The sequence below is a fragment of the Rhodococcus tukisamuensis NBRC 100609 genome, assembly GCF_001894985.1.
Lineage (GTDB): Bacteria > Actinomycetota > Actinomycetes > Mycobacteriales > Mycobacteriaceae > Rhodococcus_G > Rhodococcus_G tukisamuensis.
This window is the reverse complement of sequence record NZ_BCXG01000005.1, coordinates 1-13,157: the sequence shown is the minus strand read 5'-3', so window position 1 is coordinate 13,157 and position 13,157 is coordinate 1. Positions and strand designations below refer to the sequence as shown.

The following is a 13,157-nucleotide window of genomic DNA, read 5'->3' as shown; positions in this document are numbered from 1 at the left end:
CCTATTCTGGAGTTGCCCAGCTCACTGTCGCACCGGCGGCGCGGATCGACGTCGGAGTCGGCTAGTAGCGTCGGGGTGTGACTGACTTCTTCGGCGACACGGACGCGGGCGGCGACGGGGCGGGCCTGTTCGAGGCTCCGGCCTCCGAGTCGGCACCCGAACCGCTCACCTCGCTCCCGCCCCGAACGTCGACGCCGAATCCGGGCGCGCCGCTCGCGGTGCGGATGCGGCCGGCGACGCTGGCGGAGGTGGTCGGTCAGCAGCACCTGCTGGCACCGGGGGCTCCGCTGCGCCGCCTCGTCGAGGGGTCCGGCGCGTCGTCGGTGCTGCTGTACGGTCCGCCCGGGACCGGCAAGACCACGCTGGCGTCGCTCATCTCGGGTGCCACCGGGCGCAGGTTCGAGGCGCTGTCAGCGCTGTCGGCCGGTGTCAAGGAAGTGCGCGGCGTCATCGAACTGGCCCGACGGCGGCTGCTCCACGGCGAGCAGACTGTCCTGTTCATCGACGAGGTCCACCGGTTCTCCAAGACGCAGCAGGACGCGCTCCTCGCCGCGGTGGAGAACCGCATCGTGCTACTGGTCGGGGCGACCACCGAGAACCCGTCCTTCTCGGTGGTCTCGCCGCTGTTGTCGCGTTCGCTCGTGCTGCAGTTGCAGTCGCTGACGTCCGATGACATCCGGGTCGTGATCGAGCGCGCCCGCACCGACGAGCGGGGGCTGGGTGGATCCGTCGAGATTGCCGACGACGCACTCGAACATCTCGTCCGCCTCGCCGCCGGCGACGCTCGACGGGCGCTGACGGCGCTCGAGGCCGCGGCGGGCGCAGCGCTGGACCGCACGGCGGTGCGTCCCGCGTTGCTCGATCTCGAGACCGTCGAGTCCAGTGTCGACAAGGCCGCCGTCCGCTACGACCGCGACGGCGACCAGCACTACGACGTGATCAGCGCGTTCATCAAGTCCATCCGCGGCTCCGACGTGGACGCCGCGCTGCACTACCTGGCCCGGATGATCGTCGCGGGGGAGGACCCGCGCTTCATCGCGCGCCGGCTGGTGGTGCACGCCAGCGAGGACATCGGGATGGCGGACCCGACCGCCCTGCAGACCGCGACCGCCGCCGCGCAGGCCGTGCAGCTGATCGGCATGCCGGAGGCCCGGTTGGCGTTGGCGCAGGCCACCATCCACCTGGCCACCGCGCCGAAGTCCGGTGCCGTCATCGCGGCGCTCGGTGCGGCGATGGCCGACGTCAACCAGGGCCGCGACGGGCTGGTGCCCCCGCACCTGCGCGACGGCCACTACGCCGGGGCGGAGAAGCTCGGCAACGCCGTCGGCTACCGGTACCCGCACAACCACCCGGACGGGGTCCTCGCCCAGCAGTACCCGCCGGACGAGCTGGTCGGCGTCGACTACTACGAACCCACCGGCCACGGCGCCGAACGTGATCTGGCGCAACGGGTTCCGAAGCTGCGCCGGATCATCCGGGGGAGTTGACGGACGCGGCCTCGTCGGCCAGCCACGCGTCGACGCGGCGGCGCGCCTCCTCCTCGGAGACCTCCTCGACCCGGGTCATGATCGCCCAGCGATGGCCGAACGGGTCCAGCACCGCGCCGAAGCGGTCGCCGGTGACGAAGGTGGACGGCTCCTCGAACGCCGTCGCGCCGGCGTCGACCGCCGTGCGCCAGACCCGGTCCACGTCGGCGCAGTAGAGGACGTACGAGTGGTTGACCGGCGCGGCCGGGTCGGGCGCGACCAGGCCCGATTCCGGCATCGGGTCCGACAGCTGCAGCCGGCCGGTGCCGAAGTCCAACTCGGCGTGCGCAATCCGGCCGTCCGGCAGGTCGTTGCGCGAGATCAGGCGGGCGCCGAAGACGTCGACGTAGAAGTCGATCGCGGCGGTGGCGCCGTCGACCACCAGGAACGGGGTGAGGGTGGTGTAGCCGTCGGGGACGGGCGTGGGGATCGTGTTCACGGTCCCAGCCTGCCTACACTCGGCCGATGGCGTCTTTGACAGATGCGACAGGAAGCCGGGGGATTCTCCGTCCGTCCCAGGTGGGGTCCGTCTACCGGCTCGGCCGCTACCCGTGCGACCCGCGCCTCGACCCGTACGTCGAGCACTACTGGTCGGTGCGATGGGCCCTGGACACCCCGCGGCGGGAGCAGTCGTCGGTGCTCTCGCATCCGGCCGTGCACCTGTCGTTCGAGGAGGGGGAGGAGCCGGTCAGGCACGGGCACCCGTTGCCGTCGGTGCTGGTGCACGGCGTGATCACCACACGTTTCGACATCGAACTGGCCGGGCGAGGGCGCGTGCTGGGGGTGAAGTTCCGTCCCGGTGGGTTCACCGCACTCACCGGCCTGGACGCGAGCCGGTTCACGGACTCGGTGGCCTCGCTGCCAACTGTCGTCCCCGGCGCCGAGGGTCTGTGGGACGAGGTGTTCGCCTGCGAGGACGACGAGGGCCGGTGCGCGGTCGCGGAACGTCATCTCGTGGCCTGGTTGCCGTCGGAGGTGGACCCCGACTACGTCCGGGTCCGCGCCCTCGTCGACGACGTCGCCGCCGACCGCGGAGTGGTCCGGTCCGCCGAGTTGGCGCGGCGACACGCCATGAGCGATCGGACGATGCAGCGCCTGCTGCGCCGGTATGTCGGCATCTCCGCGGCCTGGCTGATCCGCCGCTACCGCCTGCTGGACGCGATGACCGCTCTGCAGGAGGACCCGGGCCTCGACCTGGCCGAGCTGGCGCTCACCCTGGGCTGGTACGACCAGTCCCATCTCACCCGGGATTTCACCGCTGCGGTGGGTGTTCCGCCGTCGCGGTACGGGCGTGGACTCGACACCGGCCGCGGCGGCGACGGCACGTCCGCGTCCGCGCGATAGGCTGGCGGTCGGCCGAGGTGTCGCAATACTGGCGTGCGCGCATACCTGCGCGCGTCCCGGCAGACGCATCGGCAGCCCACACCGTCCCATCTGTAAGGACCATGACGTGCAGACCCACGAGATCCGCAGGCGATTCCTCGACCACTTCGTCAAGGCGGGTCACACCGAGGTGGCCAGCGCCTCCCTCATTCTCGACGACCCGAACCTGCTCTTCGTCAACGCCGGCATGGTTCAGTTCGTGCCGTTCTTCCTCGGCCAGCAGACGCCCCCGTACGCCACCGCGACCAGCGTGCAGAAGTGCGTGCGCACCCTCGACATCGAGAACGTCGGCATCACGACGCGGCACAACACCTTCTTCCAGATGGCCGGCAACTTCTCCTTCGGCGACTACTTCAAGCGTGAGGCGATCAAGCACGCCTGGGCGCTGCTGACCAACAGTGTCGAGGACGGCGGCTACGGATTCGACCCCGAGCGGCTGTGGGTGACCGTCTACCTGGACGACGACGAGGCCCGCGACATCTGGAAGGAAGAGGCCGGCATCCCGGACGAGCGCATCCAGCGCCGCGGCATGGCCGACAACTACTGGTCCATGGGCATCCCCGGACCCTGCGGCCCGTGCTCGGAGATCTACTACGACCGCGGCCCCGAGTTCGGCCTCGAGGGCGGACCCGAGGCCGACGAGGACCGCTACCTCGAGATCTGGAACCTCGTGTTCATGCAGAACGAGCGCGGTCTGGGTGGCACCGGCAAGGACGACTTCGAGATCCTCGGCCCGCTGCCGAAGCAGAACATCGACACCGGCATGGGTGTCGAGCGCGTCGCCTTCCTGCTGCAGGGCGTCGACAACGTCTACGAGACCGACCTGGTCCGCCCCGTCATCGCCAAGGCCGAGGAGCTGACCGGCCGCAAGTACGGCGTCAGCCACGAGGACGACGTCCGCTTCCGCGTCATCGCCGACCACGCGCGCACCGCCGCGATGCTGATCGGCGACGGCGTCAACCCCGGCAACGACGGCCGCGGCTACGTGCTGCGCCGGCTGCTGCGCCGGATCGTGCGCTCGGCCAAGCTGCTCGGTGCCGAGCAGCCCAGCATGCGCGAGTTCATCACCGTCGTGCGCGACACCATGGCGCCGTCGTACCCGGTGCTCGACACCGACTTCGAGCGGATCCTCAACGTCGCCGTCGGCGAGGAGGCGGCGTTCCGTCGCACCCTGGTCTCCGGCGAGAAGCTGTTCGAGACCGCCGCGGACGAGGTCAAGTCCGCGGGCCAGAAGGTCATCGCCGGCAGCGAGGCGTTCGCCCTGCACGACACTTACGGTTTCCCGATCGACCTGACCCTGGAGATGGCGGCCGAGGCCGGCCTGTCCGTCGACGAGGACGGCTTCCGGTCCCTGATGGCCGAGCAGCGTCAGCGCGCCAAGGACGACGCGCAGGCCCGCAAGCACGCGCACGCCGACCTCACCGTCTACAAGGAGTTCGTCGACCGCGGCGAGACCGAGTTCACCGGCTTCGCCGAGCTCACCACCGAGGCCTCCGTCCTCGCGCTGATCTCGGGCGGCGTCCGGGTGCCGGTCGCCACCGTCGGCCAGGAGGTCGAGGTCATCCTCGACCGCAGCCCGCTGTACGCGGAGTCCGGCGGCCAGATCGCGGACATCGGCGTCATCACGGCGCCGGGCCTGAAGGTCCGGGTGCGCGACGTGCAGAAGATCGCCAAGAAGCTGTGGGTGCACAAGGTCACCGTCGAGGAGGGCCAGCTCACCGAGGGCGACGCCGTCCTCGCGCAGGTCGACGCCAACTGGCGCGCCGGCGCCACCCAGGGCCACTCGGGCACCCACATGGTGCACGCGGCGCTGCGACAGGTGCTGGGCCCCAACGCCGTTCAGGCCGGCTCGCTGAACAAGCCGGGCTACCTGCGCTTCGACTTCTCCTGGCAGGGTCAGCTCTCGGAGGCGCAGAAGCAGGACATCGAGGCCGTCACCAACGAGGCCGTCGCCGCGAACCACCCGGTCAACACCTTCGTCACCGACCTGACCAAGGCCAAGCAGATGGGTGCGATGGCGCTCTTCGGCGAGAACTACGGCGACGAGGTGCGGGTCGTGGAGATCGGCGGACCGTTCTCGATGGAGCTGTGCGGCGGCACCCATGTCGCGCACTCCTCACAGATCGGGCCCGTCACCCTGCTCGGCGAGTCGTCCGTCGGCTCCGGCATCCGCCGCGTCGAGGCGTTCGTCGGGCTGGACTCGTACAAGTACCTGGCCAAGGAGCGGGCGTTGCTCGCGGGCGTCGCGACCGCGCTGAAGGTGCCCTCCGACGAGGTCCCCGGCCGCGTCGAGCAGCTGGTGGAGCGGCTCAAGGTCGCCGAGAAGGAACTCGAGCAGACCAAGGCGGCCGCGGTGCTGGCCGGCGCCGGCGCGTTCGTCGAGCGGGCCGAGCGGATCGGCGGGCTGCTGCTGGTCGCCGAGGCGGCGCCGCAGGGCGTCGCGGGCAACGACCTGCGCACCCTCGCCACCGACGTCCGCGGCCGGTTCGGGACCGAGCCCGCCGTGGTGGTCCTGATCGGTTCCGCCGACGGCAAGGTGCCGTTCGTGGTGAGCGCCAACAAGGCCGCACAGGACCTCGGCGTCAAGGCCGGAGACCTGGTGGCCGCGTTCGGACCGAGCATCGGCGGCCGCGGCGGCGGCAAGCCCGATATGGCTCAGGGTTCGGGCAGCGACGCGTCGGGCATCCCCGCCGCGCTCTCGGCAGTGCGCGCCCGCGTCGCCGAGCTCGCGGGTTGAGTCGGGAGGACCAGGCCGCGGCCGATCAGCCCGGGGTCGACGACCCCGGGCGCGGCCGCCGCATCGCCGTCGATGTCGGCAGCGTCCGGATCGGCGTCGCGTCCAGTGATCCCGACGGCATTCTCGCCACGCCGGTGGAGACCGTGCCGCGGGCGAAGTCCAAGGCCGACAGGTCCGACATCGAGCGACTCGCGGCGATAGTCGAGGAATACGAGGCGGTCGAGGTTATTGTCGGTCTGCCGCAGACCCTCCGGGGGGAGCGCGGCAGCGCCGCGGGGCTGGCTTCGACATTCGCCGCTCAGCTCCGGGATCGGCTCGCGCCGGTGCCCGTGCGGATGACCGACGAGCGTTTCACGACGGTCACCGCGTCACGGGCACTGCGGGAGAGCGGAGTCAAGGCCAAGGGCCAACGGTCGGTGATCGACCAGGCGGCGGCCGTCGCGATCCTGCAGGGATGGTTGGACCAGCGGAGCAGGGCTCTGCGTGCCGCGCAGGACCTGCACTCACAGACGGAGGATGGTCAGTGACCGACACCCGGTCGGGCGAGCCCCAGGTGTACAACAGCCGCGCGGAGGCGCGCCGCGCGCGCGAGGCAGCCAACCGCCGACGTCGCGGCAAGGGCCGGGCAGTGGTGGTGCTGGCGTCGCTGGTCGCCGTCGTGATGATCTGCGGCATAGGCTATTTCGGCGTCAAGAAGCTCTTCGGCGGCCCGGGCCTGCCAGCCGACTACGCTGTCGGCGAGGCCGGTCCCGAGGTAGTCGTGCAGGTGCATCCCGGCGACACCGCGCAGCAGATCGGTGCCGAGATGCTGGCCAAGGACGTGGTGAAGAGCAGCGACGCGTTCTACAACGCCGCGGTCCGGCACGGATCGATGACCTCGCTCCAGCCCGGCTTCTATTCCGTCGAGTCCCGACTGCCGGCCACCGCCGCCGTCACCGCCCTGGTGAACCCGGAGTCGCGGGTCGGCGCGCTGGTGATCTCCGAGGGCCGTCAGCTGCACGACACCCGGGACGTCACCACCGGAGCCACCAAGAACGGGATCTACACCCTGATCTCGAAGGCCAGCTGCCTGCCCGGCGGCGCCGCGCCGAAGTGCATAAGCGCCGCGGAGCTCGAGGCCGCGGGCGCCGACTCCGACCTCAGCGCGCTCGGCGTGCCGGACTGGGCGGCGTCGCAGGTCCGCGACGTGCCGGACCGTAACCGGCAGCTCGAGGGCCTGATCGCCGCCGGCAGCTGGGACTTCGACCCCACCGGCAGCGCGACCGAGATCCTGCAGACCCTGGTGAGCGGGAGCGCCGAGAAGTACGAGTCCACCGGCATCAGGACAGCCGGTGCCGCGGTCGGGCTGCAGCCGTACCAGGTCCTCGTCGCCGCATCGCTCGTCGAGCGTGAGTCGCTGCCCGAGGACTTCGGCAAGGTGGCCCGCGTGATCATCAACCGGCTCGCGGAGCCGCAGAAACTCGAGTTCGACTCCACGGTCAACTACGCCCTCGACACGACCGAGGTCGCGACCACCGACGCCGACCGCGCGCGGGTCACCCCGTGGAACACGTACGCCAAGGACGGGCTGCCCGCCACGCCGATCTCCTCGCCGAGCATCGCCGCAGTGCAGGCCGTCGAGACCGCGCCCGCGGGGGACTGGCTGTACTTCGTGACCATCGACAAGCAGGGCACCACGCTGTTCACCAAGGGCTACGACGAGCACCTGGCGAACATCGTGAAGGCCCAGGGCAGTGGGATTCTCGACAGTGGCCGCTGATTCGACATCCGAGGTGGGGAACCAGACCGGGCCGCGTCGGGCCGCGGTGCTGGGCAGCCCGATCACGCACTCACGGTCCCCGCAGCTGCACCTGGCCGCGTACCGGGCGCTCGGCCTGACCGACTGGACCTACGACCGGATCGAGTGCACCGGCGAGCAGTTGCCGGGCCTGGTGGACGGACTCGGCCCCGAGTGGGTGGGGCTGTCGGTGACGATGCCCGGCAAGCTCGCGGCTCTCGAGTTCGCCACCGAGCGCACCGAGCGGGCCGTGCAGATCGGCTCCGCGAACACCCTGGTCCGGACCGCCGGGGGCTGGCGGGCGGACTGTACCGACGTCGACGGCGTCACCGGGGCCCTGGCCGAGGTCGGGGTGACCGACCTGACCGGGCGCACCGCGGTGGTCCTCGGGGCCGGCGGTACCGCCCGGCCGAGCCTGCGGGCGTTCGCCGACCTCGGCGCGACCGAGGCCGTGGTGGTGGCGCGGTCGGCCGAGCGGGCCGCCGAGACCCTCGACTGCGGGCGTGCAATGGGCCTGACCGTGCGGCACCAGGACTTCGAATCCGACGGGCTGACCCGGACCTGCGCGGGCGCCGCCGTGGTGGTCAGCACCATCCCGGCCGCCGCCGGCGCGGACCTCGCCTCGGCGGTCGCCGGTGTGCCGGTCCTGCTCGACGCGATCTACGACCCGTGGCCGACCCCGCTCGCCGCCGCCGTCGAGGCGGCCGGCGGCATCGTCGTCGACGGCCTGCGGATGCTGCTCAACCAGGCGTTCGGTCAGGTCGAGCAGTTCACCGGCCGGCCCGCTCCCCGCGAGGCGATGGCGGCCGTCGTCGCGCGCTGACCGTCAGCGGCAGCCGGGATCGAGCTGGACGGCGCCCGCCGAGAGCACGCTGAGGTAGGTGTTGAGGGCGTGGGCGCAGCCCACGTTCCAGCGCGCCGACCCGAGTGAGTTGATCGCGTATCCGGCGGTCACGTGCTGGTAGTTGTCGTCGGGGTCGAGGGGGAAGTACGGCACCACGTCGACCTGGTTGTAGATCCGCCACGACACGCCGCTGAGCCCGCCGTACCGCGCCGCAAACGTGGCATCGCCCACCTTCGGTGAGGCGAACGTCCACGCCTGCGGGCGCAACGCGGTGTTCGCGGCGAGATCTGCGACAAGCAGGGTCGCCAGCGCGCCGCCGAGGCTGTGACCACACACGACGACGGGTGATGCGGCGTCGAGTGTGGCGCCGAGACCGTCGGCGGCCGCCCGCGCGAGCGCGGGCGCGAAACTGCCGGGCGCCGCGGGCGCGGACTGCCCGGGCGTCATGGTGCCGAAGGTGGCGTAGAGGTTGTGGAAGCCCTCCGCGACGCTCCCGCCGTTCGACACCTGCGTGAACGGCACCAGGTCCCAGTGCAGGTCGGCCCACCATTCCAGGGGTGACGCGGTGCCGCGCAGGGCGATCACCACGGTCTGGGGGTCGCCGCCGACGGCGACGTAGCCGTAGAACACCCGGTCCTGCAGCGGACCGACGACATCTGTCATCTGGATGGTGCGGACCAGGGTGTACCCCGCGGGCAGGTTCGCGACGGCCGCCGGATTGTCGTCGCGCGGGTGCAGACTGAACTGGTCGTAGGCGGCCTGGACGAACGGGCCCCAGGCCACGGCGCTGGTGGGATCCATCTGCGGGCTAGTCATGTCCGTTCCTCGATTCCGCCGACCGGGTGGGGCCTGCCGCCCTGGTGGGAAGAATTTTCCTCCACAGGTCCCGAATCAATCCACAGGACGGGCGTATTCCCAGGTCGAGGACCCCGACCTGGGTGTGGTGCCTGGCACGGTGAAACGCATGGACACCGGGTTGGGGCAGGGCGGGGCGGCGGTGGCGGCCCTCGTCACGATCGCCGGGACGGGTGTACTGGCTGCGCGCGCGGAGTCCTGGCCGATGTTCGCGGCGGGTTGTCTGCTGGTGTGGTGTGCGTGCCTGAGCGCCGCGGACATCGCGTCCCGACGGCTGCCGAACGCGCTGACCGTGCCCGGCGCCGCCGTCGTGCTGGTCTCGGCCACGGTCGCCGGGCAGGGGCGGGCCGCGCTGGTCGGGGCGGCACTATTGGCGGGGCTCTACCTCGCCGCGCACCTGGCCGTGCCGACGGGGATGGGCGGCGGCGACGTGAAGCTCGCGCTCGGGCTCGGCGCAGTCACGGGGGCGGCCGGTGCGCAGGCCTGGGTCCTGGCGGCGCTCGGTGCGTTCGCGCTCACCGCGGCGGTCGGGGTGGTTCTGCTCGCATCGGGGCGCCGCGGACGGGCCGTGCCGCACGGGCCGTCGATGTGTCTGGCGACGCTCTTGGCGTTGGGTGTGACGGCGCTCGGGTAGCCGGTGTGCATTCGCGGAGGCCCGCCGTGGAAAGATGGGCGCCGTGCTGCGCTGGATAACTGCCGGAGAATCCCACGGTCCCGCCCTGGTCGCCCTCCTCGACGGAATGGTCGCCGGGGTCGAGGTCACCTCGGACGAGATTTCTGCCCAATTGGCCCGCCGCCGTCTCGGTTACGGCCGTGGCGCCCGGATGGCCTTCGAGGCCGACAAGGTCACCGTGCTCGGCGGCGTCCGCCACGGCCGGACCATGGGCGGCCCGATCGCCATCGAGGTCGGCAACACCGAGTGGCCCAAGTGGGAAACCGTGATGTCCTCGGACCCCGTCGACGAGGCGCTGCTCAAGGACCTCGCGCGCAACGCGCCGCTGACCCGGCCGCGGCCCGGCCACGCCGACTACTCCGGCATGCTCAAGTACGGCTTCGACGACGCCCGCCCGGTGCTCGAGCGCGCCAGCGCCCGCGAGACCGCGGCCCGCGTCGCCGCCGGCACCGTCGCGCGGCAGTTCCTGCGCGAGGCCCTCGGCGTCGAGGTCTTCTCCCACGTCGTCTCCATCGGCACCGCGGCCCGGTCCGCGGATGCGCCGCTGCCGGTCGCCGCCGACCTGGCCGCCATCGACGCCAGCCCCGTGCGGGCGTTCGGCAGCGATGCCGAGGCGGCGATGATCGCCGAGATCGAGGCCGCCAAGCGCGAGGGCGACACCCTCGGCGGCGTCGTCGAGGTGATCGTCGAGGGACTGCCCGTCGGCCTCGGCTCCTTCGTCAGCGGCGAGAACCGCCTCGACTCGCGCCTGGCCGCCGCGCTCATGGGCATCCAGGCGATCAAGGGCGTCGAGGTCGGCGACGGCTTCGAGACCTCCCGCCGCCGCGGCAGCGCCGCGCACGACGAGATGCGTCCCGGCCCCGACGGGGTGCTGCGTTCGACGAACCGCGCCGGCGGGCTCGAGGGCGGCATGACCAACGGCGAGGCCCTGCGGGTGCGGGCGGCGATGAAGCCGATCTCCACGGTGCCGCGCGCGCTGGCGACGGTGGACATGTCCACCGGCGAGGAGGCCGTGGCAATCCACCAGCGCAGCGACGTGTGCGCCGTGCCCGCCGCCGGCGTCGTCGCGGAGTCGATGGTCGCGCTGGTCGTCGCGCAGGCCGCGCTCGAGAAGTTCGGCGGCGACTCGCTGACCGAGACCGTCCGCAACGTCGAGGGCTACCTGGCCGCAGTGCAGGAGCGTCTCGCGAGGTGACCGCCGGTCGTGAGTCCCGATGAGTCCCGTCGCGGTGCTGGTCGGGCCGCCGGGAGCGGGTAAGTCCACGATCGGTCGCCGGCTTGCCCGGGCACTCGACGTGGACGTCTTCGACACCGACGTCGCGATCGAGGAGGAGACCGGACGCACCATCCCGGACATCTTCGCGAAGGACGGCGAACCGGCGTTCCGGGCGCTCGAGGAGGACATGGTCCGGCGGGCGCTGCTCGAGCAGGACGGCATCGTCTCGCTCGGCGGCGGCGCGATCCTGTCCGCCGCCACCCGAGCCCGACTGGTCGGGCATACGGTGGTGTACCTGGAGATCAGCATCTCCGAGGGGCTCAAGCGCACCGGCACCAACGACTCCCGGCCCCTGCTCAACGGGGGAGACCCGCGCCAGAAGTACCGGGACCTGATGCGTCGCCGTCGCCCGCTCTACCGTGAGGTGTCGACGATCCGGGTGCGCACCGACAGCCGCAGCCCCGCGCGGGTGGTGCAGCAGATCCTCACGAAGCTGGGGTAGAGAACGTGACAGACAACGAGCAGGCCCTGCGCACAGAAGCGGAGAACAGCACAGTGACCGAACCGGTACGTGTCGAGGTCAAGACGGCGAGCCCCTACCCGGTGATCATCGGGCGCGGACTGCTCGGTGAACTCGTGGACGAGTTGATCGGCACCCGCACGGTGGCGATCTTCCACCAGCCGCCGCTGGCGCAGACCGCCGAGGCCGTGCGCGCCGCGCTTGCCGCGAAGGGCATCGACGCGCACCGCGTCGAGATCCCCGACGCCGAGGACGGCAAGGACCTGAAGGTCGCGGAGTTCTGCTGGGACGTCCTCGGACGCATCGGCCTGACCCGCAGCGACGCCGTCGTCAGCCTCGGCGGCGGCGCCGCCACCGACCTCGCCGGCTTCGTCGCCGCGACCTGGATGCGCGGCGTCCGGATCGTGCACGTGCCGACCACCCTGCTGGCCATGGTCGACGCGGCCGTCGGCGGCAAGACCGGGATCAACACCGACGCCGGCAAGAACCTGGTCGGCTCCTTCCACGAGCCGTCCGCCGTGCTGGTGGACCTCGCGACGCTCGAGACGGTGCCGCGCAACGAGATCGTCGCGGGCATGGCCGAGGTCATCAAGACGGGCTTCATCGCGGACCCGGTGATCCTCGACCTGATCGAGGCCGACCCCGAGGCCGCGCTCGACCCCACCGGCACCGTGCTGCCCGAACTGATCCGACGCTCGATCGAGGTCAAGGCCCGGGTGGTGGCGGCCGACCTGCGCGAGTCCGACCTGCGCGAGATCCTCAACTACGGCCACACCCTCGGCCACGCCATCGAGCGTCGCGAGAAGTACCGCTGGCGGCACGGCGCGGCCGTGTCGGTGGGCCTGGTGTTCGCCGCCGAGCTGGGCCGCCTGGCGGGTCGCCTCGACGACGCCACCGCGGACCGGCACCGCAGCGTGCTCACCGCCGTGGGCCTGCCCACCGGCTACGACGCCGATGCGTTCGCGGACCTGGTCAAGGGCATGCAGACGGACAAGAAGAACCGCGCCGGGATGCTCCGCTTCGTGGTGCTCGACGGCCTGGCCAAGCCCGGCCGCCTCGAGGGCCCGGACCCGTCGCTGCTGGCCGCCGCCTACTCCGCCGTTGCCCGTGAGGGTGACGCCGCGGGCAGGGGGACGGTGCTGCTGTGAGGATCCAGGTGATCAACGGGCCCAACCTCGGTAGGCTCGGCAAGCGCCAGCCCGAGGTGTACGGCGCGACCACCTACGCCGACCTGGTCGCGCTGTGCGAGCGGGCCGCGGCCGAACTCGGTGTCGAGGTGCAGGTTCGGCAGAGCGACAGCGAGGCCGAGCTGCTCGGCTGGATCCATGCGGCCGCGGACGCGGGGGAGCCGGTGGTGCTCAACGCCGGCGCGCTCACCCACACCTCGATTGCCCTGCGTGACGCCTGCGCGGAGCTGGCGGCCGGACTGGTCGAGGTGCACATCTCGAACGTTCACGCCCGCGAGGAGTTCCGTCACCAGTCGTACCTGAGTGCGATCGCGACCGGCGTGATCGTGGGGTGCGGCGTCGCCGGATATCCGTTGGCGCTGAGGTTCCTCGCGGAGCGTTAGCGGCTTCTCGCCGAGTGGTAGCGCTACCTCACCGAGCTGTTCACACACTCGTGGGC

General features: G+C 71.6%; 13 protein-coding genes. 11 read left to right on the top strand and 2 right to left on the bottom strand.

What is annotated here, in order from left to right; genetic code table 11:
- Nucleotides 1-77: 77 nt before the first annotated feature.
- Nucleotides 78-1,487, top strand: a complete 1,410-nt coding sequence (locus RT2_RS06990) for a replication-associated recombination protein A (protein ID WP_072843838.1) — start codon at nucleotides 78-80, stop codon at nucleotides 1,485-1,487.
- Here the strand turns inward: RT2_RS06990 and RT2_RS06985 are convergent.
- Nucleotides 1,471-1,965, bottom strand: coding sequence for a VOC family protein (locus RT2_RS06985; protein WP_072843837.1), 495 nt, complete (start codon nucleotides 1,963-1,965; stop codon nucleotides 1,471-1,473). The two genes, RT2_RS06990 and RT2_RS06985, sit on opposite strands and share 17 nt — an antisense overlap.
- Nucleotides 1,966-1,991: 26 nt before the next feature.
- Between RT2_RS06985 and RT2_RS06980 the strand changes: the two genes are divergently transcribed.
- The 5 genes from RT2_RS06980 to RT2_RS06960 all read left to right on the top strand — a co-directional run bounded on the left by RT2_RS06980 (nucleotide 1,992) and on the right by RT2_RS06960 (nucleotide 8,246).
- Nucleotides 1,992-2,870 carry an AraC family transcriptional regulator gene (locus RT2_RS06980; protein ID WP_072843836.1) on the top strand — a complete coding sequence of 293 codons (879 nt, stop codon included), beginning with the start codon at nucleotides 1,992-1,994 and terminating at the stop codon, nucleotides 2,868-2,870.
- Nucleotides 2,871-2,976: 106 nt separating this feature from the next.
- The gene (gene alaS / locus RT2_RS06975; RefSeq protein WP_072843835.1) at nucleotides 2,977-5,646 is read left to right on the top strand and encodes an alanine--tRNA ligase; all 2,670 of its coding nucleotides are present in this window, start codon (nucleotides 2,977-2,979) and stop codon (nucleotides 5,644-5,646) included.
- Nucleotides 5,643-6,173 carry a Holliday junction resolvase RuvX gene (ruvX, locus tag RT2_RS06970; RefSeq protein WP_072843834.1) on the top strand — a complete coding sequence of 177 codons (531 nt, stop codon included), beginning with the start codon at nucleotides 5,643-5,645 and terminating at the stop codon, nucleotides 6,171-6,173. Before alaS ends, ruvX begins: the two co-directional genes overlap by 4 nt.
- Complete coding sequence (locus RT2_RS06965) at nucleotides 6,170-7,405, top strand: endolytic transglycosylase MltG (RefSeq protein ID WP_072843833.1); 1,236 nt, start codon at nucleotides 6,170-6,172, stop codon at nucleotides 7,403-7,405. Before ruvX ends, RT2_RS06965 begins: the two co-directional genes overlap by 4 nt.
- A 13-nt stretch (nucleotides 7,406-7,418) precedes the next feature.
- Nucleotides 7,419-8,246, top strand: coding sequence for a shikimate dehydrogenase (locus RT2_RS06960; protein ID WP_072843832.1), 828 nt, complete (start codon nucleotides 7,419-7,421; stop codon nucleotides 8,244-8,246).
- A gap of 3 nt (nucleotides 8,247-8,249) precedes the next feature.
- Here the strand turns inward: RT2_RS06960 and RT2_RS06955 are convergent, their stop codons facing one another.
- Nucleotides 8,250-9,083: a lipase family protein gene (locus tag RT2_RS06955; protein ID WP_083577157.1), complete on the bottom strand. Its 834-nt coding sequence runs from the start codon at nucleotides 9,081-9,083 to the stop codon at nucleotides 8,250-8,252.
- A gap of 244 nt (nucleotides 9,084-9,327) precedes the next feature.
- On the opposite strand from RT2_RS06955, the gene RT2_RS06950 reads away from it, so the two are divergent.
- The 5 genes from RT2_RS06950 to aroQ are packed head-to-tail and all read left to right on the top strand — an operon-like array spanning nucleotide 9,328 to nucleotide 13,101.
- Nucleotides 9,328-9,756: a prepilin peptidase gene (locus tag RT2_RS06950; RefSeq protein WP_072844212.1), complete on the top strand. Its 429-nt coding sequence runs from the start codon at nucleotides 9,328-9,330 to the stop codon at nucleotides 9,754-9,756.
- Nucleotides 9,757-9,790: 34 nt separating this feature from the next.
- Nucleotides 9,791-10,990, top strand: a complete 1,200-nt coding sequence (gene aroC, locus RT2_RS06945) for a chorismate synthase (RefSeq protein ID WP_174556678.1) — start codon at nucleotides 9,791-9,793, stop codon at nucleotides 10,988-10,990.
- Between the two features lie 19 nt (nucleotides 10,991-11,009).
- Complete coding sequence (locus RT2_RS06940; RefSeq protein ID WP_072843830.1) at nucleotides 11,010-11,513, top strand: shikimate kinase; 504 nt, start codon at nucleotides 11,010-11,012, stop codon at nucleotides 11,511-11,513.
- Between the two features lie 53 nt (nucleotides 11,514-11,566).
- Entirely contained in the window at nucleotides 11,567-12,679 is a 1,113-nt protein-coding gene (gene aroB, locus RT2_RS06935) for a 3-dehydroquinate synthase (protein WP_072843829.1), read from the top strand.
- Entirely contained in the window at nucleotides 12,676-13,101 is a 426-nt protein-coding gene (aroQ, locus tag RT2_RS06930; RefSeq protein ID WP_072843828.1) for a type II 3-dehydroquinate dehydratase, read from the top strand. Before aroB ends, aroQ begins: the two co-directional genes overlap by 4 nt.
- The last annotated feature ends 56 nt before the right edge of the window (nucleotides 13,102-13,157 follow it).

Excerpts from the sequence above, each read along its gene's own strand:
- RT2_RS06980 (WP_072843836.1), top strand. The coding sequence starts at position 1,992 with ATGGCGTCTTTGACAGATGCGACAGGAAGCCGGGGGATTCTCCGTCCG.
- RT2_RS06940 (WP_072843830.1), top strand. The coding sequence starts at position 11,010 with ATGAGTCCCGTCGCGGTGCTGGTCGGGCCGCCGGGAGCGGGTAAGTCC.
- aroC (WP_174556678.1), top strand. The coding sequence starts at position 9,791 with ATGGGCGCCGTGCTGCGCTGGATAACTGCCGGAGAATCCCACGGTCCC.
- RT2_RS06950 (WP_072844212.1), top strand. The coding sequence starts at position 9,328 with ATGTTCGCGGCGGGTTGTCTGCTGGTGTGGTGTGCGTGCCTGAGCGCC.
- RT2_RS06955 (WP_083577157.1), bottom strand. The coding sequence starts at position 9,083 with ATGACTAGCCCGCAGATGGATCCCACCAGCGCCGTGGCCTGGGGCCCG.